This window comes from Vibrio sp. Vb1574 (genome assembly GCF_033338675.1).
The window spans coordinates 28,299-54,490 of the sequence record NZ_JAWOTC010000013.1 but is presented as its reverse complement, the minus strand read 5'-3'; the positions used below and the strand labels follow the sequence as shown (position 1 = coordinate 54,490).

26 protein-coding genes, 1 tRNA gene and 2 pseudogenes are annotated in these 26,192 nt (G+C 42.7%); 17 read left to right on the top strand and 12 right to left on the bottom strand.

Annotation, left to right across the window (positions count from 1 at the left end):
• The first annotated feature begins 323 nt into the window (after positions 1–323).
• The 3 genes from R7O12_RS11365 (at position 324) to R7O12_RS11355 (ending at position 2,335) form a co-directional block, all read left to right on the top strand.
• Positions 324–815: a hypothetical protein gene (locus R7O12_RS11365; protein WP_029812206.1), complete on the top strand. Its 492-nt coding sequence runs from the start codon at positions 324–326 to the stop codon at positions 813–815.
• A gap of 20 nt (positions 816–835) precedes the next feature.
• Positions 836–1,417 carry a hypothetical protein gene (locus R7O12_RS11360; protein ID WP_029812205.1) on the top strand — a complete coding sequence of 194 codons (582 nt, stop codon included), beginning with the start codon at positions 836–838 and terminating at the stop codon, positions 1,415–1,417.
• A 72-nt stretch (positions 1,418–1,489) separates the two neighbouring features.
• Positions 1,490–2,335 (top strand): hypothetical protein, encoded by an 846-nt coding sequence (locus R7O12_RS11355; RefSeq protein WP_029812204.1) that lies wholly within the window; start codon positions 1,490–1,492, stop codon positions 2,333–2,335.
• A gap of 270 nt (positions 2,336–2,605) precedes the next feature.
• Here R7O12_RS11355 and R7O12_RS11350 read toward each other — a convergent pair whose 3' ends face one another.
• The gene (locus R7O12_RS11350) at positions 2,606–2,782 is read right to left on the bottom strand and encodes a hypothetical protein (RefSeq protein ID WP_152915097.1); all 177 of its coding nucleotides are present in this window, start codon (positions 2,780–2,782) and stop codon (positions 2,606–2,608) included.
• Positions 2,783–3,362: 580 nt separating this feature from the next.
• Between R7O12_RS11350 and R7O12_RS11345 the strand changes: the two genes are divergently transcribed.
• The 6 genes from R7O12_RS11345 (at position 3,363) to R7O12_RS11320 (ending at position 8,476) form a co-directional block, all read left to right on the top strand.
• The gene (locus R7O12_RS11345; RefSeq protein WP_140316758.1) at positions 3,363–3,716 is read left to right on the top strand and encodes a hypothetical protein; all 354 of its coding nucleotides are present in this window, start codon (positions 3,363–3,365) and stop codon (positions 3,714–3,716) included.
• Positions 3,713–3,928, top strand: a complete 216-nt coding sequence (locus R7O12_RS11340; protein ID WP_031843742.1) for a hypothetical protein — start codon at positions 3,713–3,715, stop codon at positions 3,926–3,928. Before R7O12_RS11345 ends, R7O12_RS11340 begins: the two co-directional genes overlap by 4 nt.
• Positions 3,929–4,626: 698 nt before the next feature.
• Positions 4,627–5,505, top strand: a complete 879-nt coding sequence (locus R7O12_RS11335) for a hypothetical protein (protein ID WP_225468008.1) — start codon at positions 4,627–4,629, stop codon at positions 5,503–5,505.
• A gap of 258 nt (positions 5,506–5,763) precedes the next feature.
• Complete coding sequence (locus tag R7O12_RS11330) at positions 5,764–6,321, top strand: hypothetical protein (protein WP_262583977.1); 558 nt, start codon at positions 5,764–5,766, stop codon at positions 6,319–6,321.
• A 135-nt stretch (positions 6,322–6,456) separates the two neighbouring features.
• Complete coding sequence (locus R7O12_RS11325) at positions 6,457–7,182, top strand: hypothetical protein (protein WP_225468010.1); 726 nt, start codon at positions 6,457–6,459, stop codon at positions 7,180–7,182.
• 493 nt (positions 7,183–7,675) lie between these two features.
• Positions 7,676–8,476, top strand: coding sequence for a glycosyl hydrolase 2 galactose-binding domain-containing protein (locus R7O12_RS11320; RefSeq protein WP_033906208.1), 801 nt, complete (start codon positions 7,676–7,678; stop codon positions 8,474–8,476).
• 19 nt (positions 8,477–8,495) lie between these two features.
• On the opposite strand, the gene R7O12_RS11315 is transcribed toward R7O12_RS11320, so the two are convergent.
• The 5 genes from R7O12_RS11315 to pepA form a co-directional block, all read right to left on the bottom strand.
• A complete protein-coding gene (locus R7O12_RS11315; protein WP_080996865.1) occupies positions 8,496–9,401 on the bottom strand; it encodes a bifunctional helix-turn-helix transcriptional regulator/GNAT family N-acetyltransferase in 906 nt (301 codons plus the stop codon).
• 115 nt (positions 9,402–9,516) lie between these two features.
• Positions 9,517–9,921, bottom strand: a complete 405-nt coding sequence (locus tag R7O12_RS11310) for a DUF2061 domain-containing protein (RefSeq protein ID WP_005381078.1) — start codon at positions 9,919–9,921, stop codon at positions 9,517–9,519.
• A 201-nt stretch (positions 9,922–10,122) separates the two neighbouring features.
• Positions 10,123–12,981: a valine--tRNA ligase gene (locus tag R7O12_RS11305; protein ID WP_115386304.1), complete on the bottom strand. Its 2,859-nt coding sequence runs from the start codon at positions 12,979–12,981 to the stop codon at positions 10,123–10,125.
• 96 nt (positions 12,982–13,077) lie between these two features.
• On the bottom strand, positions 13,078–13,527 hold the full coding sequence (locus tag R7O12_RS11300; RefSeq protein ID WP_031777270.1) for a DNA polymerase III subunit chi: 450 nt from the start codon (positions 13,525–13,527) through the stop codon (positions 13,078–13,080).
• 115 nt (positions 13,528–13,642) lie between these two features.
• Positions 13,643–15,151 carry a leucyl aminopeptidase gene (pepA, locus tag R7O12_RS11295; RefSeq protein WP_005381073.1) on the bottom strand — a complete coding sequence of 503 codons (1,509 nt, stop codon included), beginning with the start codon at positions 15,149–15,151 and terminating at the stop codon, positions 13,643–13,645.
• Between the two features lie 200 nt (positions 15,152–15,351).
• Here pepA and lptF point away from each other — a divergent pair, with 200 nt between their 5' ends.
• The gene (gene lptF, locus R7O12_RS11290) at positions 15,352–16,452 is read left to right on the top strand and encodes an LPS export ABC transporter permease LptF (RefSeq protein WP_005381072.1); all 1,101 of its coding nucleotides are present in this window, start codon (positions 15,352–15,354) and stop codon (positions 16,450–16,452) included.
• Between the two features lie 3 nt (positions 16,453–16,455).
• The gene (lptG, locus tag R7O12_RS11285; protein ID WP_005381071.1) at positions 16,456–17,526 is read left to right on the top strand and encodes an LPS export ABC transporter permease LptG; all 1,071 of its coding nucleotides are present in this window, start codon (positions 16,456–16,458) and stop codon (positions 17,524–17,526) included.
• An 87-nt stretch (positions 17,527–17,613) separates the two neighbouring features.
• Here the strand turns inward: lptG and R7O12_RS11280 are convergent, their stop codons facing one another.
• Positions 17,614–18,093, bottom strand: coding sequence for an RDD family protein (locus R7O12_RS11280; RefSeq protein ID WP_042523472.1), 480 nt, complete (start codon positions 18,091–18,093; stop codon positions 17,614–17,616).
• A 184-nt stretch (positions 18,094–18,277) separates the two neighbouring features.
• Positions 18,278–19,546, bottom strand: coding sequence for a DUF2254 domain-containing protein (locus R7O12_RS11275; RefSeq protein ID WP_005385537.1), 1,269 nt, complete (start codon positions 19,544–19,546; stop codon positions 18,278–18,280).
• Between the two features lie 227 nt (positions 19,547–19,773).
• Here R7O12_RS11275 and R7O12_RS11270 point away from each other — a divergent pair, with 227 nt between their 5' ends.
• From R7O12_RS11270 to R7O12_RS11250, 5 genes are all read left to right on the top strand, one after another.
• Positions 19,774–20,439 (top strand): SDR family NAD(P)-dependent oxidoreductase, encoded by a 666-nt coding sequence (locus tag R7O12_RS11270; protein WP_042523470.1) that lies wholly within the window; start codon positions 19,774–19,776, stop codon positions 20,437–20,439.
• Positions 20,440–20,629: 190 nt separating this feature from the next.
• Positions 20,630–20,714, top strand: a tRNA-Leu gene (locus R7O12_RS11265).
• Between the two features lie 519 nt (positions 20,715–21,233).
• Positions 21,234–21,794: a hypothetical protein gene (locus R7O12_RS11260; RefSeq protein ID WP_213912443.1), complete on the top strand. Its 561-nt coding sequence runs from the start codon at positions 21,234–21,236 to the stop codon at positions 21,792–21,794.
• A gap of 560 nt (positions 21,795–22,354) precedes the next feature.
• On the top strand, positions 22,355–22,501 hold the full coding sequence (locus R7O12_RS11255) for a hypothetical protein (RefSeq protein WP_023585697.1): 147 nt from the start codon (positions 22,355–22,357) through the stop codon (positions 22,499–22,501).
• A gap of 2 nt (positions 22,502–22,503) precedes the next feature.
• Positions 22,504–22,641 carry a hypothetical protein gene (locus R7O12_RS11250; protein WP_203345219.1) on the top strand — a complete coding sequence of 46 codons (138 nt, stop codon included), beginning with the start codon at positions 22,504–22,506 and terminating at the stop codon, positions 22,639–22,641.
• A 405-nt stretch (positions 22,642–23,046) separates the two neighbouring features.
• On the opposite strand, the gene R7O12_RS11245 is transcribed toward R7O12_RS11250, so the two are convergent.
• Positions 23,047–23,595, bottom strand: a complete 549-nt coding sequence (locus tag R7O12_RS11245; RefSeq protein WP_203345220.1) for a hypothetical protein — start codon at positions 23,593–23,595, stop codon at positions 23,047–23,049.
• A gap of 505 nt (positions 23,596–24,100) precedes the next feature.
• Between R7O12_RS11245 and R7O12_RS11240 the strand changes: the two genes are divergently transcribed.
• On the top strand, positions 24,101–24,301 hold the full coding sequence (locus R7O12_RS11240) for a hypothetical protein (protein ID WP_023585700.1): 201 nt from the start codon (positions 24,101–24,103) through the stop codon (positions 24,299–24,301).
• A 59-nt stretch (positions 24,302–24,360) separates the two neighbouring features.
• On the opposite strand, the pseudogene R7O12_RS27290 reads toward R7O12_RS11240, so the two are convergent.
• The 3 genes and pseudogenes from R7O12_RS27290 to R7O12_RS11230 form a co-directional block, all read right to left on the bottom strand.
• Positions 24,361–24,447, bottom strand: a pseudogene (locus R7O12_RS27290) (IS3 family transposase); the annotation flags it as partial.
• Positions 24,443–24,637: pseudogene (locus R7O12_RS11235) on the bottom strand (IS630 family transposase); the annotation flags it as partial. The pseudogenes R7O12_RS27290 and R7O12_RS11235, both read right to left, overlap by 5 nt.
• A gap of 359 nt (positions 24,638–24,996) precedes the next feature.
• Positions 24,997–26,082, bottom strand: coding sequence for a phospholipase D family protein (locus tag R7O12_RS11230; protein WP_213912441.1), 1,086 nt, complete (start codon positions 26,080–26,082; stop codon positions 24,997–24,999).
• Between the last annotated feature and the right edge of the window lie 110 nt (positions 26,083–26,192).

Here is a 26,192-nt window from a genome sequence, read left to right as displayed (position 1 = left end):
TTGGGGCTAATATGGATTAGTCAGGACGTGATCTGCCAGTTCTCTAACAGCGATGTAATCAGATCTGACAGATTACTCTAGCTCACTTTTGCCCCGTTTCTACTTAGATAAAAAACTCACTCATATGTTGTTCATCTCTTTTTGCCTTACTAAACCTAATGGTACAGCGTAAGAGTTTCAGGTGGATTCTTTCCGACATGCAAGGCCAACAATCACATAACGTGCTTATATTGCTTGAGTTGCATAAATGATGGTAGCAAGATATACCGAAAGCAAAGGCAGAAAGATTCTACCTAAAAAACGTTATAACTCATGGGGGAAGAATGTACTTTTACTTACCAATTTATAAAGAAACAAAGGAACAGTTTGAAGATAAATATGAAAATGCCTTTGCTAAGAGGATTTCTGAGTTAGAAGCTCAAACTGATGGTGTAATTAGTCAAAATATGCAAATCAGGATGAAAGATCAGTTGGCTAAAGATATGGGGAGAAGCTGGCGAGAGAATCATGCTGTTGGCTGGATTAGAGTCGGTAAGGGGAAAGGTGGTTTTACCTTTATTATCTCTAAATCAAACCCCGAAAGACCACGCAGTCCTAAACGCTATTTTGATTTGATACCACCAGATAAGTGTTATGGCGCATACCACGTAATTTCATTTGAAAGCTGTACAAATACAGCGGAAGTGCTAGGTCAATTTAAGCGTATCTTCTCAGAGATTGTGCAAGATTCTCCATTCAAAGGCTGCTTCGTCGATGATAGTCAAATTGTAAATTTGAGTGATTTTATCGATTGGAAAGCACTCATCGAAAAATGAGTTATGTTTCAGAGGATGATATGGAAAAATACTTATACTTAACGGAAGTGGAATGGGCTGATGCATGGGTAAATGGCGGCGATATTCCAATAGCATTAGCTAGCTCTTATTTAAGTGATAATAGGGAAGGAATTTATACCCCAGATGAAAACTTAATTCATGATTCACCTGTAGATCTAAAAGGTTTATCTCCGTTCTTACACATAGCAGATGGTGCTCAAGTAAAAGGTCTAACTATGACCAACAACACCGTTAATGGTAGAAAAATGCCTGATGTGGTCAACGCGAGCTACTTTAATGAAGATGGGTTGATATTATCACTTTGCAATGAGTTTTCACCTGATATCGCTAAGGAAATGGGGAAGAAATGTTGCGTCAAAATTATCAATGTTGAAAAGTTAAGGAGAGTTATTGATAAGCAGCTTGGGTGTAAAGGTCGAATGGATGATTGTCTTTATACAAACAATCATGAAAGAAACCATTTCCTTAAATCGATAGATGATAGTTGGCAAAAAGAATATCGCTTGTTTTGGCGTTCTCTTGAGAGTAAATGGGTAAAGTTACCTGCTGGTATGGCTGAATTTGTCTGTGAATTTGAATAAAAGCATAACAAATATTAGTCGTCGGAGCTGTTTAGCAAAGCGTTAGCTGTATACCGATAATCAAGGAAAACTATGTGTGAAGTAGAGCAATGTAATAGTCGAAATATCCCACTACCAATTCAACGGGAAGTTCGTCAAAGGTGTGGTTTTGGCTGCGTGATTTGTGGTTTGCCTCTATATGAATATGAACATATGGAGGAGTGGGCTGTTGTCAAGCGTCATGTAGCTGATGAAATTACTCTTTTATGCGATCAGCACCATCGAGAAAAAACTGGTGGGTTACTTCCTATTGAAGTTGTGCGTGCGGCTAACAAATCTCCGTACAATTTGAGAGAGGGTAATTCAAAGCCCTATAACTTACACTTTGCTGGTACTGAAGCCACAGTTGAAATTGGTAGTAATAGTTTCACTTGTCAAGACAAGGGGTATGGTACAGCTATGGTACCAGTAAGCGTTGATGGTACGCCTCTTATTGGTTTGATACTGGCGGATGGGCATTTGTTACTCAATTTGGTTGTGTTTGATGAATTTAATTCTCCAGTGCTACATATCAAGAATAATCAATTAATATACTCAACTTCGCCGTGGGACATACAGTTAGTAGGTAAAAAACTAACCATTAGGGAAGCGCACAAAAAAATCCTGTTTGAAATCGAGTTTTATCCACCAAATCGTGTAGTTATAAACCGTGGACGCTTACTGAGAAATGGTGTGGAGATTTTAATAAGACCAAGCAATATTTTGGTCACTAACAATTCAATGTTACTAAGTGAATGCCATGCTCACAATTGTTATGGCGGCCTTATTATTGGACACCATGACAAACCAGTAGGTGGCTTTATGGCACTACAGAGCGTGCCAAGATATCTAGGCGACCGTACAGAGGCGCTCAAGTTCGAAAAAGAGTCTCTCAAGTGAATGAAATGCAGCTAATAAGTTACTTAAGTGAACGCAAAATGTTCGGCGCTTTGGGTTTGGAGTTTGGTATGTACGCTTTCGTCAGCGCCACTTATAAAAACGGTATTCCATACTAGAAATAATTCACCAGTTACTAAATTAGCAAAGCCACTGACAAGGTTTTGTCCAAAAGCGATTTTGGTGGCATAAGGGACAGTCTGTACGACTAGGTCACACTTCACCACCATAGGTGTCAGATTGTGTATAAGTCAGTACAGCTAATAGCTAACTTTAAGAATTTGCGCTTTGTTTAATGTCATTTTCAGTTAGCTCCATCACAATCGTGTTTACGTCGTGTTCCACACTACTATCGTCGGCAACAATTCTATCCGCCACCAACTGCAATAACTCCTTAACGCTGATCCCTAGTGCTCTCGCCTTTGCGTTAATTATAAATTGCTGATCCATATGACCTCCGCCTACACATTGTATCTTTTATGCCATTTAAATGTTATTTGGTGCTGTAGGGCCAACATCCTAATGCCATTGGCTAGCCCCTTGTCGCCTGTATACACACGTAAAATGCTGTCTCTAGATATATTGTTGGATGCCAACATTACAGCGGTGTCAGCGACAAGCCTGAAATCAGATGCCTGTCGCCCGATGGGTACGATCTTACCAACTCGACGCCCTCCTATAATGGGCAATTTGTTCGAGTGTACTGATGCTGCAATTACCGTAACGCCTTCTGGTGCCCTATTTATGCGTATAGGCCCCAAATTGTCCGCATCCATAATCCAGAATTCCATTTCCTATCCTCCATGATATGCTGTTTAAATATACAGTATTTTTTGCATCACCGCTATGATATTGGTTTGATAATTCTGTCGCAGAAGTGAGGTTTTTGATGAGGGTTTTGTATGTGAACGTGTTTTCACTTTTATACTCAAAGCGCTTTATAGGCAGCAATGAATCTGTTCTCGCTACATACCAGTCTGGGCAATACCGAACGCCCCTAGATGTTATGAGGAGCATCCCGCATGATGTAATGTCAGCTAAATTGTTGGAGCAGGCTGCCGTATCGGCTGGCATGTTGATCTATCCTGTCGAGCCTAGAGGCATCAGAAGTTTTATTATCGATAGAGATATTTTTAGTCGCTCAGCTCTAGCGCCGGATATCAATTGGACTGGTGCATTAAGAATGGGTAGTGACAGCCACATTGCACGTATACGCAAACACGCTGAGTTAGCTGGCGTGAGAGATTGGCGTAGTTGTGGTGACCTATTTTGCTGGGAATTCAAGCATCAACAGCATCTGCATCTAAAAAGTCCGCCCGATAGGGGCGTTACCCCGCAGCTATTGCGGAGAATTCGTGCTATCAAACAAGAGGAACAAATATGAGTGACAAGCAGCAACCAGAGGTGCCAGAGGAAGGTTCTGTACAATTTATGCAGGAAATCCTTAGGGAAAAAGCAGTAGCGTCTGTAGTGATGGGTGAGAGCGGAAATGTGGTTGTTCAATATTGCGATAGCATCACGGTCTACAGTCGAGATAACTCGGCTGACCTTGCTGCTAAACTGCTAAGCATTATCGCCGAAACCCAAAAGGGTTAATGTAGAGTATGCCTGAATATGTTTTGTATCCGAACTCGCTCTGGTATGTCTCCACTGATATTGCGAGAAGATTTGTCGTCGAGTAGTAAGTTGTACAAGCACCTTCATGTACTCATGCGCAATGGAGAAATACGCTCATTTCCATTTCATGGGTTCATACACCTAGACAACGTTTATCCGCTAGGAACACAGTTTGTAAAGGTGCTTTATGTTGAGGCGTTTTCTTCTGATGGAGAGTTCTCCAAGTTTTGCGAAATATCCAATTTTAGGAAGTGCTATACCGTTGGGATGTGGACAGGATCAGGAGTTAAGGTTTGCCTGTATAACAACAGCCCGAGGAGCCTTCCATTGCCTGAAGGGTTTGAAGAGCGAGGTAGTCAATCGAAGGGTGATGTAATCAACCTACATGACTATCGGCAATGATGTGTGGGGGGCACTATATGCCAAAAATATTAGAAACATCAATGATGTTCTCTGGCATAGAAGAGGGAAAAAATGCTAAATCGATATGATATTGATGAACTCAAGGCTCTATTAAAAAAAAACGACGTATCAGTTAGCGAGCATGAGTTTATTATTAGACAAATTGAATACGGCATGTGGGAATTCAAAGTCAGGGAATCCAATGCTAACCAACATTTTCTAATGTAAGATGGTGATATATTATTGGTTTTATTTAGATTCTTGGGTAGCGTTTTATGAAAAGGAAAGAACAGTTAAAAGTGCTAGCAGCTAATTGCGGTACTACGTCACAATGCCCTTACTGTAACTACGAGCTAGAGAGAGTACCTAAACGTAAAGCAAAGTGTAAATCTTGTAAGAAGCCCATTTACCCAAGAAAAGAGCCATTGTCTGGTAATCAACGCCTCTATCGTGAGGGCGATTTGTTTCTGTTGGAAGAACTGAAAGCGCTAGCAGATGGATGGTGGCATGACTGGTATGAAGCTAATAAGGGCGTATTAAATGCACGTAAAAATTTAGCAAAAGAATGGAATGTTGATGAAGTCAATGTGTCAATTGCAGATGCTAGATGGAGAGAGTCTCATACTAATCTAGCTGAAGCGACCGAAAAGCAAGATTGGGATCTAGTCTATTCGGCATATGAGTCTATGCTGAGGCAAGTACAAAGAGAAAAAAGCCAAGATAAAACACCTTTGGAAGAGTTGGTAGCTGGGCTTTTGGTCACTGGCTATGGGCGTGAGCGATCTATTAACGGTTACTTATTGGAGCATAGAATCGGCAGACCGCAATACATGTTGATTGACCAGCTAACTACTGAGCCAAGCAAAGTTTATGAATTGGTTAAAGGCACCAATACAGCAAAGACCTATTGTACATTGTTGAATGTGTCATTAGATACGGTGATTAACCGTTACAAAGATGAACTCAAAGAAGATGATGAGATAAGAGATAGCTTAGAACAAAAAGGAACCCCTTCAAGTGCTACAAACATCGCATCCACTTTAAATGTTGTGGAGACGCCACCTAAGGAGTCCAAGAAAAACAATGCTGCCTCAAAGCTACCAATATTGCTTCTCATACTGGCAGTAGTAATAGTGATTTTTATGAACACATAATTGCCCCAAAGCCATTTAGACTAAATACCTAACACAATGCAAATGACGTGCGTTTACCTTACTAAAACTTATTTGATTGAGTTGATAACCTATCATTCCCGTTATTAGGCGACGTCTTGCAGTCTAACTTCCCTTCATGTGGCATAACTTATTGATTATCAGTTGAGTTAATATAAAAAAGACTGGATCATCGAAGGATGAAAGACGATTATTTGTCGCCTAATAAGCGTTAGGGTGCAATTTGAGTATGGAGGACGAATGTCTGGTAATTCTGGAATAGATTACGTAATTCAAGAACCTTTAGAATTACTTGATAAACTGCTATTTGAAGCTGAAAAGATTGTTTCTATCCCAAATAAAAACGATTTTTTTAACTTTGTGGTTACAGCAGCAGTATTAAGTGAGTGGATTTGCAAGCACTATGATGAGCAAATGGATACCAACTTTAAAAACACAATGAAAGGTAAGTCTGATACAGGTTTGCCTCTTATGTCAGAGGATTGGATTGAAGATAAAACCTGCCTTCCTAACCAACACCAAGGTGCTGTTCGACATATTTTGAATAGTATACGTATATGTTGGCACACAACAAATGCGACAAAACACTATAAATGGAAAGAGTCTTCAGGTGTCAACTCTATCGGTACTGAAGCAAAGATTTTTAATCACTATGATTATTGTTTTACATCGGTAGAAAATGGAATATTCATCCGATACCATGATGAGAATTACACAATTAAACAAGTTAAAGACATCTTAATTCAGTTTTATCCAAAGCTAATTAGTCACCTAGAGTCAATCAGAAATGCACCATAACAAAGCGTTTAAGGCAGATTCGCAACGCATGGCATTTGCGGTTTGCTTTAAATTTAGTGTTTACGGCACAATGGTTTAGGTTCAGTGGTAGTGTTGCTCACTACTTAACGCGGCGTTATGTTTTAAGAGGATTCTATGGGGTTAAATGATTTTCAGAAGAAAGTGTTTGAAATGTCATCGGTTACAAAGGGGCATTCAGGTTTCGCTGCAAAGTCGAGTATTCGCTATGTCGAGCGATCCTTTGAACTTGCGGGAACAATGCCTGAAGTGGCTGCATTTTTAGCTATCACTGCTGAAGAAGAGGCTGCAACAGCTCTATTTCTTGCTCTGAAAAGTAAAGGGTATCTTCGTTCTAGTGAACTAAAAATGCATGATCATAAGCATAAAGGGGGCTTGTACCCATTTTTAACTCTGTTAGGTGTTGCATTAAAGTTAAGTGAAGTTCCATATCAGCTAGTCGTCGATAACAATAATGGGCGAGATACACTTAGGACTCAGATGCAGATCGGTGATTTTGTTTTACAGCCAGACCCTCCACTTAATCAGGTTAATGTGGATGCTTCAGGTGATGCTAAAAATTACCTACACGAAGTACGTGCGGTTGCGTCCGAGAGAGGAATTACTTCAATATTTCAATATATTAAAGACACTGCTAACAAAAGAAATTTATTATTATATGCATCTGCTACTGCGTTACCTAGTGTTGAAAATGTTAATGCAGAGCTTCAAAGGCATATCGGTGCAACGATACTGATCCACATAATTTATCTTTTAGTTATTCAGCATAGTAAGCAGAATTTGGTTGAAGAGTGTGTGAATGTGTACTTGAAGATCCAGCATAATCTTGAAAATAAAACATAACAAACGACGTTTAAGGTTTTAAGATACTTTTTCTAATCTGAACGAAATGGTTTAGAGCAACACACCTAAAACATTCTGTCCAAAAATGAGTTTCATAGAGTTTGAAGCCTATAACTATTCTATATTTTGCCTGTGCCTAACATACTAAAAGGTGTGAATTCGAGTAGTTTCTGATTCTCACCTTTTAAGAAGTTTTGAGGCAAATTTCACTATAATGTGTGAATGGTGAGACAACCCTTTCATTACCTCTTCTCTCTCACCAATTTGTTATAATAAAGTGTAAGGGTGATTGAAGGCGAAGATGCGCTTTACCCTGAAGAAGATGAAGACGACGAGTAATCAAAGCTCACTACTTTTGGAAAAACCAGCGTTTAACGCTGGTTTTTTTATTCCTTGAAAAACTGACGAATGTGGAGGCGATAAATAATTCACATTGAGTTTATAGGGGATTTCTCCCTATAATGCGTGAAAATTGATCTAGCTCAAGGTGTATATGCAACTCTCACTCGCCGGTTTATGGCAAGTCTCTCCACTGACGGACCTTTCTATCCCACAGGATGACATTACTTTCCCTGCTCCTTTGAGTCAGGTATTGCCAGCTGAACTGACAGAAGAAGCAATTCGTCAGCAAGAGTGGCACCTGATGCATGACATTGAAGTGGACGAATCCATGATGGCATTCCCAGCGGTAGAAATGGTGTTGGGTGGTGTGGATTACCATGCAGAAGTGCGTTTGAACGGAGTAGCATTGTTCGACTGTGACGGTTCTCAAAATGTCTACAAGAAAGACATTCGTCCGTTCATGCAAATGGGGCGTAACCGCTTTGAAATCTTGTTCTTAGAGGAAGAAGAGGATCTTCTGTTTGATGAAGATAAACCTGAGCTGTGCTCTCTGTCCGATCATGAATATAAAAAAAGTGATGAGCGCTTAGGGGTATGGCAAGAACCGTATCTGCAGTTCATTCGCAATGTACGTTTAGACCGCGTGGCAACCGAGCAGATTTGGCACCACGGTGGTGGTTGCGAGTTTAAAGTAGACTTGTACTATCAAACTTTTGCGCCGGGTCTGGTCTCTGCATCGGTTAAGTTTAATGGTATGACTTACCATATTCCTATTGATGTCCGAGCGGAGCATGCGAGCGCTTTATTCCAGATCGAAGCGCCAAAGTATGCCGATCTTACTGATCCTGATCCAAGTGATCTCTACCAATTGTCTGTTGAGTTGGATGGGCAGCACCAAAACTTCACTGTTGCCTTGAGCCAGGAGCTTTGTGTTACCCATGTTGTGCTTTAACTTCTAATAATATTATCTATTACAGCATCTTAAGCATTACGACTTCACATGCATCATGCCCTGTTTGTCCAAGCGGGGCATCGAGATGCTCAAAGCCTAGCTTTTCATACAAGCTTACCGCTTCTCTCAGACATTCAGTTGTCTCTAAATAGCACTGCTGATACCCAAATTGTTCCGCCAATTGTAAGCTCAATGCGACGATGCGTTTGGCTAAACCGTGTCCTCGTGTTTGAGGTAAGAAGTACATCTTTTGTAGTTCACACACATTTGGCTCGCCAGCTAAAGGGGCAAAGCCACCGCCACCAACGATCTCTCCGCGATGTTCAATGACCCAATAGGCGGCCCCGCATTGATTGTAAACCGAATACATATCATCAAGCGTTGGATCGGCCACACCATAACCTTTGTCTGCGGTTAAGCCGTATTCTGCAGAGACTTTACGAATCACATCTGCGACTTGCGGGTTGTCTGCTTTAGTAAGAGGCCGAAGAACGTATTCCTCAGACTGACACACTTTTGTTAGCCCTTTTAGGTAAGTCTCTAGACCAAGTTTGAGTTGCTCTTGCTCGCTGTCATCGAGTTGGGTAAGCAGTTGTTCAAAGAAGTGGTTTTGCTGTTGGTCCAGTTGTGATAACGCCTGTTGGCCTTGCTCTGTAATCGCTACGAGTTGACTACGTTTGTCTTTTGGGTTTTCGATGCTCTCGACCAAACCTAATTTAATCAAACCAGTAACGGTTCGGCTCGCGTTGGACTTGTCGACATTAAGCTGCTGTGCCAGCTGATTGATGGTCAATGGCTGCAATTGGATTTCACCCAATGCGTGCGCTTGCACTGGAGTGAGAGCGACATCGCCGCATTGTTTATCAAGCATACCAAGCAATCGGACGGCTTGACGGGAGTAGTGTCGAAGTTGACGAGCGTTCATTATCACTTACCTCTAAAAATAAAGTTGCGCACCGCAATTAAATTAATTGCGGTGCGCAACCTTGTCAATGGTAAATGTCATTTTTCTCGTTAGGAGACGTAGTGAGCCTCCATGTTTAAGCGTGGTGATGTAAACAAAACTGCGGTGCTGGAGCTTTTTCTGATGATTTACGCATCCATACTTTCTCGTGGAAGTAGTAAGCCACCGTGTTCAAACTCGGCTCTAGCATCGCCATTACGCCGCCGACAAATGCATCACCTGTTAGTAAGTAAACCACGGTAAAAGCGACGCTGAAGTGCACGGTCGCAAAGCTTGCGGTTTTTAATTTGGTCATCCACTGACGAGCTTTAAGTGCTGGGACTTTTGCCCATGCCTTTTCATGAAAGTAGAAGGCTACGGTGTTCACTGAAGGCTCAATCATGGCAATTAAACTACCAATTAGAATGTCGCCTGTGAGTACGTAAGCGACACTAAATGCGATAGTAAAATGCAGTGCTGCGAAAGTTAGTGTCTTTTTCATGATAATTACTCAATCGTGTTTGTTTCGATGAGTTCATTATCGATAATAATTCTCATTAATGCTAATGGGTAATGAGTATTGTTGTGATAGGGGGAAGCTATTGATGATGGTTTTGGTGAAATGTATACAAAAAAGGTTGGCCATGATGACCAACCTTTGAACCAAAAGTGAGAAGTGTTAATTCTTCTCTTTCACTGAGGCTTAAAGCGCAGCGATCGTTGTCTTCTGCTCTTCTAGCTTAGCTAGTGTCTCTTTGTAGCCTTCAAGCTTCTCACGCTCTTTAGCAACAACTGCTTCAGGTGCTTTCGCTACGAAGCCTTCGTTACCTAGTTTGCCTTCGATACGCTTGATTTCGCCGTGAGTCTTCTTGATTTCGCCATCTAGACGAGCAAGCTCAGCATCTTTGTCGATCAGACCTGCCATTGGGATCATCAACTCAGACTTACCAACCAGTGCTGTCGCACATGCAGGAGTTTGTTCGCCAGTTTCAAGCACGCGTACTGCTTCTAGCTTCGCTAGTGACATCAGTACTTGCTTGCTTGCTTCTAGACGAGAGGCATCTTCTGCATTTGCTGCTTTCAGCATAACGTCAAGCGGCTTACCAGGGTTGATGTCGTATTCAGCACGTAGGTTACGGATGCTGGTAATGAACGCCTTCACCCATTCGATATCATCTAGCGCTTCTTGGTTGAAGTTTGCTTCGTCGAATTGAGGAAGTGTTTGTAGCATGATTGTCTCGCCTTCTACACCTTCAACTAATGGCTTGATGCTTTGCCAGATAGTTTCAGTGATGTAAGGAATCACTGGGTGAGCTAGACGTAGAGTCTTCTCAAGAACCGTGATTAATGTACGACGAGTACCACGCTGTTGTGCTTCAGTACCTTTCCATAGAACTGGCTTAGTAAGCTCTAGGTACCAGTCACAGAATTGGTTCCAGATGAATTCGTAAAGCGTGTTCGCAGCCATATCTAGACGGAAGTTGTCGATATGGTTGTTGAACGCTTTCGCTGCTAGTTCAAACTGAGACTCGATCCACTTGTCTGCTAGTGAGTATTCAATCTCACCACCGTTGAAGCCACAATCTTGCTCTTCTGTGTTCATCATTACGTAACGGCTTGCGTTCCATAGCTTGTTACAGAAGTTACGGTAACCCTCAAGACGCTTCATATCCCAGTTGATATCACGACCTGTCGATGCCATTGCTGCAAGAGTGAAACGCAGTGCGTCTGTACCGTATGCTTCGATACCGTTTTCAAACGTCTTACGAGTGTTCTTCTCGATCTTCTTCGCTAGTTGAGGCTGCATCATGTTGCCACAACGCTTCTCTACGAGAGACTCTAGGTCGATACCATCGATCATGTCGATTGGATCAAGGACGTTACCTTTCGACTTAGACATCTTGTCGCCGTTTTCATCACGGATTAGACCAGTAACGTAAACCGTCTTAAATGGTACTTGTGGTTTGCCGTTTTCGTCTTTCACGAAGTGCATGGTCATCATGATCATGCGCGCAACCCAGAAGAAGATGATGTCGAAACCAGTTACTAGAACGTCTGAAGGGTGGAATACTTTCAGGTCGTCAGTTTGCTCTGGCCAACCTTGAGTACCGAATGTCCATAGTGCAGAAGAGAACCACGTATCCAGTACGTCTTCGTCTTGGTGCAGTTCAATGACTGACTCTAGGTTGTTGTTCTTACGAACTTCTTCTTCAGTGCGACCTACGTAAACATTACCTTGGTTGTCGTACCAAGCTGGGATGCGGTGACCCCACCATAGCTGACGAGAGATACACCAGTCTTGAACGTCACGCATCCAAGAGAAGTACATGTTTTCGTACTGCTTAGGAACAAATTGGATGTCGCCGTTTTCTACTGCTTCAACTGCAGTTTTCGCTAGAGGCGCAGTACGTACGTACCATTGGTCAGTTAGCATTGGTTCGATAACCACGCCACCACGGTCGCCGTAAGGAACTTGTAGATCGTGATCTTTCACTTCTTCAAGTAGGCCTAGCTCGTCGAATTCAGCAACGATAGCTTTACGAGCGGCAAAACGCTCCATACCGTGGTATTTAGCTGGTAGCTCAGTGCTGTAAGCGTCGCTTGCTTCGCCGTTGGTGTTGAATACTTCAGAAGCATCACGGATGTTTGCGTCGAAAGTCAGAATGTTGATCATTGGTAGCTGGTGGCGCTTACCTACTTCGTAGTCGTTGAAGTCGTGCGCAGGTGTGATTTTCACACAGCCAGTACCTTTTTCCATATCTGCGTGCTCATCGCCCACGATTGGGATGCGACGATCAACGATAGGAAGGATGATTTCTTTACCGATAAGATCTTTGTAACGTGGATCTTCTGGGTTAACTGCAACACCCGTATCGCCTAGCACGGTCTCTGGACGAGTCGTTGCAACAACGATGTAGTCTTTGCCATCGGCTGTTCTAGCGCCATCTGCTAGTGGGTAGCGGAAGTGCCACATGTGGCCTTTAGTGTCTTTGTTCTCTACTTCTAGATCTGAAATCGCTGTGTGTAGCTTTGGATCCCAGTTAACCAGACGCTTACCGCGGTAGATTAGATCGTCTTCGTATAGACGTACGAACACTTCTTGAACGGCGTTAGATAGACCATCGTCCATCGTAAAGCGTTCACGATCCCAGTCTACAGATGCGCCAAGACGACGAAGCTGCTTAGTGATAGTGCCGCCAGATTCGCCTTTCCATTCCCAGATTTTGTCGATGAAAGCTTCACGACCGTAATCGTGTTTTGTTTTGCCTTCTTCTGCAGCGATCTTACGCTCAACAACCATCTGAGTTGCGATACCAGCGTGGTCAGTACCTACTTGCCAAAGGGTGTTTTTACCCTTCATACGTTCACAACGGATAAGCGTATCCATGATCGTATCTTGGAACGCGTGGCCCATGTGTAGGCTACCAGTGACGTTCGGTGGCGGGATCATGATGCTGTATGATTCTTTAGTAGTGTCACCGTGTGGCTTAAAGTAGCCTTTCTCTTCCCAAGTCTGATACAGAGCTTGTTCGATTGAAGTTGGGTTGTATGTCTTTTCCATAGCGCTCTTTTAATGGATACGTTGATGGTTGAATCTTAGTCAATCTTTATAAGTGAGGGATCTTAACAAGATCGCCTTAACTATAAGGATTGACCGTTAAGGATATTGAATTTCGATCGTTTGCAGCTGGTAACCTGCTTGACGGTAAATTTTATATCTTTCTCTTGCGAGTTGTTTAGCTTTTTCTTCGCAGGGCACGAAGTCTACCACTTGAGCAAACTTGTTCGCAAAGGTTGTCTCATTTTCCGCCAAATTAATTACCAGCTGACGGTTCCAATTAGGTTTTACACCTTCATGGCCGATTTCAATATTGGTGGCGTATTTCGGTCCCTCGCCTACGAGGTTATGTGCCATGAACTTGTCTGCATCAACTTGCCAAAAGGCTTCAGCGAGCTGCTCGGCGTGTGGTTTGTCTTGGCAGTTTAAATACACTTTAGCGCCTTGGCGAGCAAAGTGCTGAGCCAAAAACACGATGTATTCTTCAAAGCCAGCCACCGTTGCTTGCGGGCTCTCTTCGTTAATGATGTAGAAGGTTGCAGTTTGCATCATTCTCTCACTTGCCTTGGGTCTCTTCCTAAGACCATCTTAAGTCCCACTTTCATTTTAGAAAATTAGGATAATAAAAAAGGGCCTTGCGGCCCTTTTAGATTCTGTTCAGAAATTACTCTTCTGTCTCTTGGCCGCTGCGGTTCAAAAGGAATTGGACAAGCATTGAGACAGGACGGCCCGTTGAGCCTTTCGCTGCGCCTGATTTCCACGCGGTACCTGCGATATCGACGTGTGCCCAGTTGTACTTCTTCGCGAACTTAGATAAGAAGCAACCCGCAGTAATTGTGCCACCAGGGCGACCACCAATGTTTGCCATATCCGCAAACGGGCTCTTCAACTGTTCGTGGTACTCGTCTGCCATTGGTAGACGCCATGCACGGTCACTCGCTTGCTCAGAAGCGTTTACTAGCTCATGAGAAAGAGGGTTGTGGTTAGAGATTACGCCGCTGATATGGTGGCCTAGTGCGATAACACAAGCACCAGTTAGCGTTGCAACGTCAACCACGCAGTCTGGTTCGAAACGCTCTACGTAAGTCAGTGCGTCACAAAGAACAAGACGGCCTTCAGCATCCGTGTTCAGAACTTCTACAGTTTGACCAGACATGGTCGTTAGGATGTCACCTGGACGGTAAGCGTTGCTGCCAGGCATGTTTTCACAGCCCGCTAGAACACCAATAACGTTGATTGGTAGGTTTAGCTTCGCTAGCGCTTTCATTGTACCGAATACCGATGCCGCACCACACATGTCGTACTTCATCTCATCCATACCTTCGCCCGGCTTTAGAGAGATACCGCCTGAGTCGAAGGTTAGACCTTTACCTACGAGCACAATCGGTTTTGCATCTGAGTCAGGGTTACCTTTGTACTCGATGATAGACATCATAGATTCGTTTTTAGAACCACGGCCTACTGCTAGGTAAGAGGTCATACCCAGTTTTTCCATCTCTTGCTCACCAATGATTTTGGTGGTTACGGTTTCGTAATCGTCCGCTAGACGACGAGCTTGAGAAGCAAGGTAAGCTGGATTAGCTACGTTTGGCGGCATGTTGCCAAGGTCTTTTGAGGCTTTGACACCTGATGCGATAGCAAGACCATGAGTGATTGCTTTTTCACCCAAGTTCAATTCACGACGCGTTGGTACGTTGAAAACAAGCTTGCGCAGTGGGCGGCGAGTCTCAGGTTTCACGCTCTTGAATTGATTAAATGTGTATAGACCATCTTTAGTCGCTTCTACAGCCTGGCGCACTTTCCAGTATGTATCACGACCCTTAACATGCAGTTCAGTTAGGAAACATACCGCTTCCATTGAGCCTGTCTCGTTAAGTGTGCTGATCGTCTTTTGAATGATTTCCTTGTACTGGCGCTCGCCAAGTTCACGCTCTTTGCCGCAACCGACAAGTAAAACGCGCTCTGACAAAACACCTGGTACTTGATGCAGTAGCAGCATCTGACCAGGTTTACCCTCTAGATCACCACGGCGAAGTAGTGAACTGATGTAACCGTCACTGATTTTATCAAGTTGTTCGGCTACTGGAGAAAGGCGACGTGGTTCAAACACACCAACAACGATACATGCGCTACGTTGTTTCTCTGGACTGCCACTTTTTACACTGAACTCCATGCGTACTCCTACATCCTGAAGACAAATTGCTCTAAATGTTAGATAATGATCGCTTACTTGTTGAATTTTAGCTCCAGGCTTACATGCAGAGCTGATTAAGCGACTAACATCTAGTTTATAATTTTTAAAAAAATAAATGGTTCAACGGGAAACTATAGTGATTCGACCAAAAAAACAAGTTTTGTATAGGTAATTTCAGCGTGATTATTGTTAGATATTTGATCCGCGAAACACTCAAGAGCCAATTTGCGATTTTTTTCGTACTTTTTTTGGTGTTTGTAAGCCAGAAATTCATAAGTGTTCTTGCTGATGCTTCTGATGGGGATATTCCTGCTGGATTGATTTTCTCGATTGTTGGTTTGAACATGCCAGCAATGGGTCTGTTAATGCTGCCTTTAAGTCTGTATATCGGCATATTGATCACATTTGGTCGTCTGTATGCAGAGAGCGAAATTGTCGTAATGAACGCGACAGGTATTGGTAATAAATTCTTGGTTCAAGCGGCCTTATACCTAGCGTTGATTACTTCAGCGGTGGCGGCTTTCAATGCGTTGTGGCTATCGCCGTGGTCTCAAGACCGCGTTGAGCAGCTTTATGAGCAGGTAGCGTCAGAAAACAGCGTTGACCTACTTAAAAAAGGTCAGTTCCAAGGTACACCAGACGGTTCATCGGTTGTGTTCATCGATGACATTAAAGACAATACCTTGAGCAACGTTTTTGTTGCGCAGATGCGCCCTCGAGATTCAGTGTTACCGAGTGTGATGTTCTCATCTTCTGGTGAAGTAAAAGAGCTTTCGGACGGTCGTCAGATCATCACTATGAAAGAAGGTACGCGTTATGAAGGTGTGCCTACTCGCGTTGAATATATGATCACGAAATTCGATGAATACGAAGGTGTTATCGGCCAACGTGAGGTCAAAAAGAAAGGGCGAGACTGGGAAGCATACCCAACGGTTGACTTGATAGGTCACCCAGATCCAGAGGCGCAAGCGGAGCTACAATGGCGAATTTCGTTATTTGTGTGCATTCCACTCTTAACAATGCTCGTTATTCCTTTGTCTGCGGTGAATCCGCGTCAGGGACGGTTTGCCAAAATGGGGCCTGCGATCCTGATCTACCTAGCGTATTTCTTGGCGATCAGTGCAACCAAATCTGCATTAGAAGATGGTGACATCCCGGCTGCTATTGGTATGTGGCCAATCAATGCGATGTTGCTGATTGTTGCTATCATGGCGAATATGATGGATAGCGTTGCTGCTAGACGAATAAAAGACAAATTCCGCAAGAAGAGGCTCGCGTAAGCTGTGTTCAAAATCTTAGACCTTTACATCGGTAGAACCATCATCTCTACCACTGCCTTGGTTTTAGCGACGTTTGTTGGCTTATCGGGCATCATCAAATATGTAGAACAGCTACGTAAAGTAGGGCGAGGTGTGTACGACCTCACTCATGCGTTGTACTTTGTGTTACTCAGTGTGCCGCGTGATATCGAAATGTTCTTTCCAATGGCGGCATTACTCGGTGCCCTTATCGGCTTAGGTATGTTGGCTTCAAGCTCTGAGCTGGTGGTGATGCAAGCTGCTGGTTTCTCTAAGCTGGATATCGGGTTATCGGTACTCAAAACGGCCGTCCCGCTCATGATTGTTGTTATGGCGTTAGGTCAATGGGGCGCTCCTGAGGCCCAGAAGATGGCCCGTGACTTACGTGCGTTTGCGATATCAGGTGGTAGCATTGTGTCTGTGCGCTCAGGTGTGTGGGCTCGTGACGCAAACGACTTTATCTTTATAGGTAAAGTCGAAGACGACAAGCTTTATGCTTTAAATATGTGGCGTTTTGATGATGATAAGAATCTACAAAAAGTTATTTTCGCCGAAGAAGTCGACTACCAACAAGATAACAACTGGCTGATGCGCTACGTACAAATTACGGACATGGAAAATGAAAACGTAATTTCAAAGCAAGACATCGAACAGATGGAGTGGCACACCTCTTTGGCACCGGATAAGCTAGCTGTGGTGACCGTGAAGCCAGAAGAACTGTCACTGAGCGGTTTGTATGATTATGTGACTTACCTAAAAGCATCGGAACAAGATGCATCTCGCTATGAGTTGGCGTTTTGGCGTAAGTTGACTCAGCCGCTTTCAATTGCTGTGATGATGTTAATGGCGCTATCTTTTGTTTTCGGTCCACTCAGAAGCGTGACCATGGGGGCAAGGGTATTGTCGGGCGTGGTTGCCGGGTTTACTTTTTACATATCCAGTGAGTTCTTTGGCCCATTAAGCTTGGTGTATGGCATATCCCCAGTGTTTGGTGCTTTGGCCCCGAGTTTGGTGTTCTTAGCTATTGCGATTGCACTACTACGAAGAAAGCTATAACTGAAGCATCATCGAATAAACCAAGTTTTACCGAACCAAATGTAAAAGGAAGGCATTACGCCTTCCTTTTTTGTGTTCCTAGACAAGTTAGTTTGCCTTGGGTAATACAACAACCTCTGTTTTGGCCCAAATGTCGTGGAAACCACGTCTCTTCGGATCAATCGGTACAGTCAAATTTGCCAAGCCAAAGCCAGATGTCGAAATACGAATCAGAGCTTGAGTTACCGTAATTGGTGCTCCGTCTTTGGCATTGCGAACTCGAAGTTTCCAAGCGCGCATCCCAAGAGTTTGTCCTGCTCGCGTCCAGAAGAACACAAAGAAATATATCCACACACCCGCAAGATAAAGTGTAAATAGAGGGCTCAATACAGGGTGTTTTCCGAGCATATCTGCGGCATCAGCGTACTCGCCATAGCTCAACAATCCTGCTGCATTTAGTGCAAACACAACGGCCATAACAATACCTGCGGCCATCATTTCAATTGCGATAATAATCAATGTGTCGTAAATCAACGCTGCAAGTCGACGAAAGAGACCAGCAGGTGGAAGAGTTGTAGACGTTGTCATTATTCCATCACTTACCTTAAAAATTGTGCGTCAGAATATAGATTCCCTCACCAAGAGAAAAGAGACCTAACGCACAGAGTCTTTAATTGTGTATAAACGAAGAGACTTTTCTGCCCTACGTTATCAGCACATGTCATGATACACGAGGCCGTGCAGCAATATGTTTCAACTGAATTCGACTCTCTTAACCATTGGCTTTTTGGTCTGTGACCAGATTAGATAGCTGAGAGAGTTGGTGTTTCTCATCTTCGGTATAATGTTGGCTTAATGAAAGCTCTAAAGCTTTTTCTGACAGCTTGATTGCTGGTGACAAAAATAACTTAGGGTGCATACTAGAGAGAGCTAGCAAGGCCTTTTGTAGGCGAATCTGTATTTGGAGTTGCGCTGCACCATCGTGTGCTATCGGCAAAAAGACATCATCGAACAAATCCTGGCAGCTTAATGCGGGCACAAATAGTCTAGGGTATCGAGTTTTGGTAGGCGGCTCGCTGAGTAGGTCTCCCCATAATGAAAGTGCTCGTACAGAACGCCCAAGAACGTCAATCGCGGTGCCATTATCATTTACAGCCGGAGATAGTGCTCGTGAGGCGATTTCCGCCATAACGACTAAACCAAAGCGAGGGTCCTGATCATATGAACGCTCCGTTCGAATCGTGAAGGCTGCCGTTACTTCGCTTTCGTCTGGCAACTCTCCACAAACCCAAGCCAATGGTTGACCTACGTACACAAAACTTCCCGGTTGTCGCTCAAGATAGATGGTGCATTGGTTTGCTTCAGCAATACTATCGAGATGATGCATATCAACATGCTGTAAGTAGCCAATTTCTTGGCTCAAAATAGGTTTACTTCCTCTGGGTTTATGTTCTGGGTGGCTCCACGGGTGAGCACCTAGCCAGCGCTCTTTACCCCGTTTTCTTATCGCATCTAACAAGGCTTGCTCTACGTATGAAGTGGTTTCACTGACCCTTCCTAGTACGGAAAGGTGCTGAATCCAACGTAACAGAGTGAGTATGATCATCACGATTACGGCGATAGTCACGATGAATAGATAAATTTGTGCTTGTTGATGATAGGCCCCAATACCTAGCGCGATAATTCCTACCAAACTAAATAGAAAAGAGCCAAGAAAGGTTGCTAAGGCATTTTGTGTTGTGCTGTCTTCCATCAACAGTTTTGTCGCTCGCGGCGTTACCCCTGCACTAGCGGCACTGTACGCTGAGACCATAATATTGAGAGAGAATGTAGTCACTGCAAGCATGGAGGTTGCGAGGATATTTAATATGTTGTTCAACAAATCCTTGCTGACGTTGATGGCAGGGGGCAGAGTAATGAACTGGTTTAAAACAATCGACATTAAGGCGGTAGCAACAGCTAGTAATGCGTAGAGTGACGTCCGGACCCACAGTTTTCGTGTCATCTGTTTCAGTAACCACTGCCATTTTGACCCAGTCATTCTTTGCTCCTATTCAGTTCTCACTAGAAAGTCGATAGAAAATTCAGAAAGTTATTCTTGCTTAAGCATAGGTTAAATGCCCGTCGTTCTGCTTGATATTTCATGCATCACGAAAGTAAGAAAGCTGCTTGCTTCAAAGAATGGTGCTCTTGAGGTGTGAATTACCACGATTCTGTTACCTTAATTGATAGATGAATTAAAAGTATGTGATTGAAAAGAGGTAGCGCATGATTGTAATTACAGGTGCAAGTAGCGGCTTAGGGGCGGAACTAGCAAAGCGTTATGATGCGGAAGGCAAAGAGACGTATGTAATAGGAAGAAATACAGAAAAACTATCCGCACTAGCAAAACAACTCTCTCATAACGTCGGCTATCAAGCTTGCAACCTCTCATTACATCAAGGTGTGAAACAGCTCTTTGATGGGATGAAACAGCCGCCTGAAATGGTCATTCATAGTGCAGGAAGTGGTTATTTTGGCTTACTGGAAGAGCAGGAGCCGAAAGAGATTCAAAAGTTGATTGATAACAACCTGAATTCTGCGATTCATGTGTTAAGAGAGTTAGTAAAGCGTTACAAAGATCATCCAATAAAAGTGGTCATGATCATGTCCACAGCCGCGCAACAACCTAAAGCGCAAGAGTCTACGTATTGTGCAGTGAAATGGGCCGTCAAAGGATTAATTGAGTCGGTTCGTTTGGAGCTAAAAGGAAAACCTATGAAAATTATCGCGGTTTATCCTGGTGGAATGGATACGGAATTCTGGAAAACAAGCGGCAATACGATGGACACGAGTTACTTCATGCAAGCAGAAGATGCCGCAGAGATGCTCCATAATGCGTTGTCGAGCATTGGGAATGGTTATGTTTCTGATATTACAGTGAATAGAATTTAAAAAGAGTTTCGTATACTCACTTTCATCTGGAAGAGTAGTAGAAAATGGAGCGTACGTTTCTTATGAGTACAGCTTTGTCACACTTTGTGGCGAAATTATCAGCAAACGATAGTTATTTAAGGTATTTCTGCTTGCGCAGGTCAAAAGCTTACGTATAATGCCAACCATCAAAGGGCAATAGCCCAAAGATGCCGGTGTGGTGAAATTGGTATACACGACGGATTCAAAATCCGTTGCCTTCGGGCGTGGCGGTTCAAGTCCGCCCACCGGTACCATATTAGAAAGGTCGCTTTTATAGCGGCCTTTCGTCGTTTTAGGTGCTTGAAAATGTTCGGTTTTTCAGGTGTTTGCCTCAAAACTCCTTTCCTGCTATCGCCTCTTCTCTTCCCAAAATAGACTCACTTTATCTCCCTTAAAATTTCTCCCATGGTCCATATATGGTTCATCGCATGACGATTCTGTGCGCAAGGGAATCTTAGTAAATCCAACAAATGCAAACTTCTGTAATCTCGCAAGTCAGTATCTTCAAGGGTTTCGAGCGAGAAGAACCATGATACGACCATGGTGACTTTACGGTACTATGCGGTTTTGGCTTTGCCTTTATGGAACAACTGATCGTTTTGATGGATAGTCGAAAAGTCGGTTTGAGATAGGAGGTTTTGCGGTGTGTGTAGTAAGCGCGTTGGGGTAATACATCTACAATCAATCACACAGATGAATTAACTCCAAGTTGATATCAATATGCAACTGTGTAATCTTCTTTATAGTGGTGAACAAATGGAGCTTGACCAACTATGAAGATGATTTTCGTCGATGCTGAAAATGTAGGACTGAAGGAGCTAGAAAAGATTAACGCTTCTGTTGTTGATAAAGTCTTTGTTTTTTCTAAGTCAGATTCAGTCAAGCTTGTTTGTGAAAAGTCGTTGTACCTGTTCTTATCTGACTATCCGACAGGTCAGAACCAAGCCGATTTCTATATCATTGCATATCTGTCTAGGGTGCTACTTGCTTTAGATAAAAAGCAGTTGGGCTCTGTTCATTTTGAGCTATACAGTAACGATGAAAGCTTGATTTCAGCATTTGAGTTTCAGTGCAAGCAATTAGGCGCACCTTGTCAAAGCATCAGGACTAGAGAGAATACCGTTGTTCCAATTGTTAAGCCACAACAGACACCCCAAAAATCTCCTGAAGACAAGCTTCTTCATGCTTTGAAGTCTCCTCGTGCTTTAGATCCTAGCTTTCAAAAGCAGCTAGGGCTGTCAAAGTCAGATTTTACCAAGGCAATCAATGAGCTTTCCAAAAATAACCAAATCAAGCGTAGTCCTCAGTCCAAGAAAAAATGGGTTAGGTGTTAGTACGCTGACTTACCGACCTCATTAAAGTGTAATAAATGGCGGTATTCTCCATCTCTACTACTAACCGTCAGTGTGTGAATATCGCTGCCCTAAGCTTGCTGAGTGATGATCTCGGTACTCTCTGGCGATTCGAGTGAGGGATTGGTGTGCCGAGTGGCGTACCGTAGAAAAATATGTGGTTTGAGCGAGTGTCTATGTAAGTTATGGACTCTAAACGCGTTGCTGGTGTCGGTAGTTGTAGGATTACGTGGATGTGGCTTGATAGATGAGGACTAGATCTTGGTTGGGATTTTTATATTAAATATATAATAACCAGTACAACAGCTTGCCGTAGGCTGCTGTTGTACTGGTTATTATTAATACTATGTTAGTGGTTCTGGTGGCGAAATCTGTAGGTAATACAGTGGTAGTTTCCCTTTTAAGCTATGACATTTTTCACTCATCCGTCCAAAATCACTGAATATCACTAAGAATCACTGAACAATCACCGTCCCATCATCGTCGCTACTAAACCACCTCTCATACAATGTCATCGTTCATTCAACAAAGGAGATAGAACGATGAGCAACAAACAGAACAACCATAAAGCAAATCAAGCTAACAGCAACAAAGGTACATCTGGACATAACACCACGTACCAAAAGGCTCAAGATAATCGAGCAAATCAACTAAACCCAAACAACTCACGTTATCAAGGAAAGAAATAATTATGATGAATCCTTCAGATATGTCACAAGACGAGCTAGACCTGTGGTCTGATATTAATAACCCTAATAATGATTCTGATATGGATGACTGGGCGGATGCTCACAATCCAAATAATGATGACTACTTAGGGGATGACTAAGTCTAAAGCCGATGGTTTAATGCCATCGGCTTTCTATTAAATAACAGTTGGTTAGCATGACAAAAGTGACGGTAAAAAATACAAATATACAAGGCAGTTGTTGAAAATTGCTAAGCAATTAGCTGCCCCCCCCCCCACATTTAGGGCAGTTATATGCAGAAGTACTAACTTCTGTATAGCATTCAGGACACTTGATCAGAGCCATAGCTACCACCTTATACTAGGTGTGTTATTGAAATTAGGCCAAAGACTAACCTATACAATTGTTGAAAATTGAAGCTCTAGCAAAAAGTTTCTATTGATTTCTTTGACACTTAACCTTCAGCTCAATAAAACTCTTTGTCCCTCACATTCTGCAAGTAGCGATAAATGTCAATATGTAAACAAACGCAGTGCTAGAACTACCTAGTCCTCAAGCTCATATTCGTTCAACATTTCTTCAAAAACTCTTATAACATACCCATCCATAATGAGCTTATCGCGCAATGATGTATAGTAGGATTCATCCGACAATTCATCTACAGAAACAATAGCAGTACCCAACGGTGGGTTTGACTTGAATGTAGTCTTGGTTGGCTGAGGCAACTCATCACAAAAGATAGTGCATTGAGTCTCAAGTGGCTTATCAGTTTTAATTAGTACATACCCATCTGCTTCTAAATTGGTTTGCGCTTGCAGGCGGTTTATACTCCAATTGATGTAGTAGTTTTTAGCATCAGATGACACACTCAAGTCTGGTAGATTATTAAGACTATGAATACCTTTAATTTTTAATCTATCGTAAGGTTCGTATTCTGCTTTAGGCTCTTCTGGATACTTATTCTTGGGTACGTGAAGTGATGACCCTTTGTGGCGTGGAATTATTAGCTCTACAGACACGCCATTTGCCAAGATACTACTATCGTTAAATATGGTTAGGTAAAGAATCTCTGCACCAGCCCACTCTCTGAGCACATCGGCTCGCTCTCGGTATAAATCCTTATTAAGCTGTTTTCCAGTATCCTCCCCATGCTCCCACGGGGCGGATACGCTCAATATCGCCAATAGACAAGAAATTGCAGAAAATATTTAGCCTAGCCTGTGTAAAAGTCCTACATAAATCTACCTTCAACCTACCGCTGCCAACTTTATCCAACCGCCTATTTAACATTAAATTATGCGGCAAAGATCACATCAAAAAACAAAAACTCGAAGTAATATATATGCATATAATCAAGTTTCATATCAATTTGGGTATGAATAAAATATTGTCCGTTCGTCAGTAGGCTAATTTATATGCAACTTTATGGGGTGTGCCCTTCGTGTAAGAAGAGTACGGTGTTTAATCGAATACACCGATCATTCATAGAAAAAGTATTCCGCAAAAAATACTTCAAATATGAGTGTGTAAATTGTTCAGCAGAAGTTTTTTCTCATCAAACTCAAATAGATATAGTTCTTCATCGAAATGGGAGCTTAAATGAACAATGACATCAGATCTATGGATCAAGCTGATGGTTTGCGTCGTCTTGCGAAACCTCCAACTGGCTTAGATAAATTGAAGGCTCTACAGGTCGAATTACGCAGTGCCATCATCGCAGGGAAATACAAAGATGCAGACAGACTAATGGCGTTGCTAGATAAAGCTCAAAAAGAGCTAGAAGAAACACATTGGAGGTAAACTGTCGTTCGATCTGGTAAGCAAAACTCTGATCTGCTCCAGCCAGACTGGACACTTCATTAAGCGACATTTTGCTGTTCAAAGTTAACTGGGCTTAGATACCCAAGAGCACTGTGCCTTCTCGTCCGATTATATACTCGCTCAACTTGAAGATGCAGGTTTCAAAATCTGAAAATTATCCGTAATTCGGGATACCAGTGAGCCTGCAACTTCTGGCAACGTTACATTGAAAAATTCATTAATAGCCGTTGTAAATTCAGCCTTCGAGGAGAAGTAAATATTGTTCCTCGCATGCTCATTCATCACTTTCCATAACCGCTCGATTGGATTTAAATTTGCCTTCCCATTTTTTTAATCTCAAGCATACTTCACCGATGAGATTTTCTTTTTATCAAAAGCTAATGAAACTTGGTTTGCATAGCGATCTGTTGCCGTTTTAAGATGTAGCCGAAAACCCAATAGCCAAACCTCAAAGCAGAACTGGATGTCAGTTCAACAACAAGTACCTTTCATCATGAGCACCACCTTAGCTTTAAAGTTGAGGTCGTGTATAGGTATTCGGATAACCTTGTAACCTGTCACTGACTAAGTGAAAACGCTGAGGCAAGTAGCTGAAACGGTTCAAGGTTTATTAGGGATAGGGGTGGGTAAAGCCGAACCATATAACTTCGTGTTGTATCGTTCGGCTTTTATTTTTACTTCATGCAATTCTTTATTTTACCTATTAAAAATTCGCCAAATTCTTTAGTTATCTGTACTTTATCGTTACCGAAGTTAAGCGTGCCTAGAGTGAAATTTCCTGACTTCGTCACTGGAATTGTGGGATAAAGTTGTCGGAATTCTTCTAATGCTGCGTTACGTTTAATGTCATATTCCCACCATGAGCCACCGAAGTCACAGCTATGGTTTTGTCCTTCCATATACCAAGGCCAGCGTTCTTTCCAAGCCTCCTGTTTTATCTCTTGATCTGTTACATGGAAAAGACTACCCGTGACTTTGAAGTAACTAAGCAAGGAACCACACCCTACGCCAGTTGTAATGACGATATCGCCTTTGGTTACACCTTTAGGCTTTTTCTTGGAAAAGTGTAAGTTCTGGTGGAGATCTGAGTAATCTCGTCGTTCTTCGAGAAGTACAGGATCATCCTGAGTCCCAATTGGTTTTAGGAAGTAGAGTGGCTCTTTATCTGAGTCGCTCTCAGAGGAATAGACTCGTGGTAGGATATCGATGTCAGCACTTGGCTGCTTTGTTTCCCATGCTTTTTGTGATCTATACTGCTCAGCGAACATCACGGCTTTTCTGAGTTGAGTTAACGTAAGCTCTCTAAATTCAATGGCTTCGTAAATTTCATCAATAAGATTGTCCAGATGGGCACTGTGTGGGGTTAGTACCCCCCATTCGTGATTGCGGTGTAATCCGTTTTTAGTGAAGTTTGCCGATGTGATGATAGCTTGATGCTCATGGTTTTTGGTTAGGGCATAGATTTTTCCATGAAGGTTATTATCGATGTGAACTTTTGCCTTTACCTTTGGGTATTTGGCATTGAAGTATTCGAGGAAGTCTAATAGTTGTTTTGGCTTTGTTAACTGCTCGGGATCATTGGCTTTGAATGTCGTTACCAGTTCAATGTTCTTGACTGCATTGAAATGAAAGCCATCTAAAAAATTTGTCATATCAGAAGCTAAGAACGGTGATGTAATGAGAAGTCTATCGCCACCTTGATCAACTAACCTTTGCAGATCTTGGTGATGGGAGCCAGTGATATTCGATAATATATACATGTTTTTCTAGCCTTGAATGACGTGTCGATATCTCATCATATTTGGCTGTGCTTGGTAGTGCATCAATATCGTCCTATGTCTGTTCAGTTTTGTTAACTATAGTGGTTTTT

Bases quoted from the DNA above. Each gene is read 5' to 3' on its own strand.
- R7O12_RS11365 (WP_029812206.1), top strand. From the start codon at position 324: ATGTACTTTTACTTACCAATTTATAAAGAAACAAAGGAACAGTTTGAA.
- R7O12_RS11360 (WP_029812205.1), top strand. From the start codon at position 836: ATGGAAAAATACTTATACTTAACGGAAGTGGAATGGGCTGATGCATGG.
- R7O12_RS11355 (WP_029812204.1), top strand. From the start codon at position 1,490: ATGTGTGAAGTAGAGCAATGTAATAGTCGAAATATCCCACTACCAATT.
- R7O12_RS11350 (WP_152915097.1), bottom strand. From the start codon at position 2,782: ATGGATCAGCAATTTATAATTAACGCAAAGGCGAGAGCACTAGGGATC.
- R7O12_RS11345 (WP_140316758.1), top strand. From the start codon at position 3,363: ATGTCAGCTAAATTGTTGGAGCAGGCTGCCGTATCGGCTGGCATGTTG.
- R7O12_RS11340 (WP_031843742.1), top strand. From the start codon at position 3,713: ATGAGTGACAAGCAGCAACCAGAGGTGCCAGAGGAAGGTTCTGTACAA.
- R7O12_RS11335 (WP_225468008.1), top strand. From the start codon at position 4,627: ATGAAAAGGAAAGAACAGTTAAAAGTGCTAGCAGCTAATTGCGGTACT.
- R7O12_RS11330 (WP_262583977.1), top strand. From the start codon at position 5,764: ATGTCTGGTAATTCTGGAATAGATTACGTAATTCAAGAACCTTTAGAA.
- R7O12_RS11325 (WP_225468010.1), top strand. From the start codon at position 6,457: ATGGGGTTAAATGATTTTCAGAAGAAAGTGTTTGAAATGTCATCGGTT.
- R7O12_RS11320 (WP_033906208.1), top strand. From the start codon at position 7,676: ATGCAACTCTCACTCGCCGGTTTATGGCAAGTCTCTCCACTGACGGAC.
- R7O12_RS11315 (WP_080996865.1), bottom strand. From the start codon at position 9,401: ATGAACGCTCGTCAACTTCGACACTACTCCCGTCAAGCCGTCCGATTG.
- R7O12_RS11310 (WP_005381078.1), bottom strand. From the start codon at position 9,921: ATGAAAAAGACACTAACTTTCGCAGCACTGCATTTTACTATCGCATTT.
- R7O12_RS11305 (WP_115386304.1), bottom strand. From the start codon at position 12,981: ATGGAAAAGACATACAACCCAACTTCAATCGAACAAGCTCTGTATCAG.
- R7O12_RS11300 (WP_031777270.1), bottom strand. From the start codon at position 13,527: ATGCAAACTGCAACCTTCTACATCATTAACGAAGAGAGCCCGCAAGCA.
- pepA (WP_005381073.1), bottom strand. From the start codon at position 15,151: ATGGAGTTCAGTGTAAAAAGTGGCAGTCCAGAGAAACAACGTAGCGCA.
- R7O12_RS11280 (WP_042523472.1), bottom strand. From the start codon at position 18,093: ATGACAACGTCTACAACTCTTCCACCTGCTGGTCTCTTTCGTCGACTT.
- R7O12_RS11275 (WP_005385537.1), bottom strand. From the start codon at position 19,546: ATGACTGGGTCAAAATGGCAGTGGTTACTGAAACAGATGACACGAAAA.
- R7O12_RS11270 (WP_042523470.1), top strand. From the start codon at position 19,774: ATGATTGTAATTACAGGTGCAAGTAGCGGCTTAGGGGCGGAACTAGCA.
- R7O12_RS11260 (WP_213912443.1), top strand. From the start codon at position 21,234: ATGAAGATGATTTTCGTCGATGCTGAAAATGTAGGACTGAAGGAGCTA.
- R7O12_RS11255 (WP_023585697.1), top strand. From the start codon at position 22,355: ATGAGCAACAAACAGAACAACCATAAAGCAAATCAAGCTAACAGCAAC.
- R7O12_RS11250 (WP_203345219.1), top strand. From the start codon at position 22,504: ATGATGAATCCTTCAGATATGTCACAAGACGAGCTAGACCTGTGGTCT.
- R7O12_RS11240 (WP_023585700.1), top strand. From the start codon at position 24,101: ATGAACAATGACATCAGATCTATGGATCAAGCTGATGGTTTGCGTCGT.
- R7O12_RS11230 (WP_213912441.1), bottom strand. From the start codon at position 26,082: ATGTATATATTATCGAATATCACTGGCTCCCATCACCAAGATCTGCAA.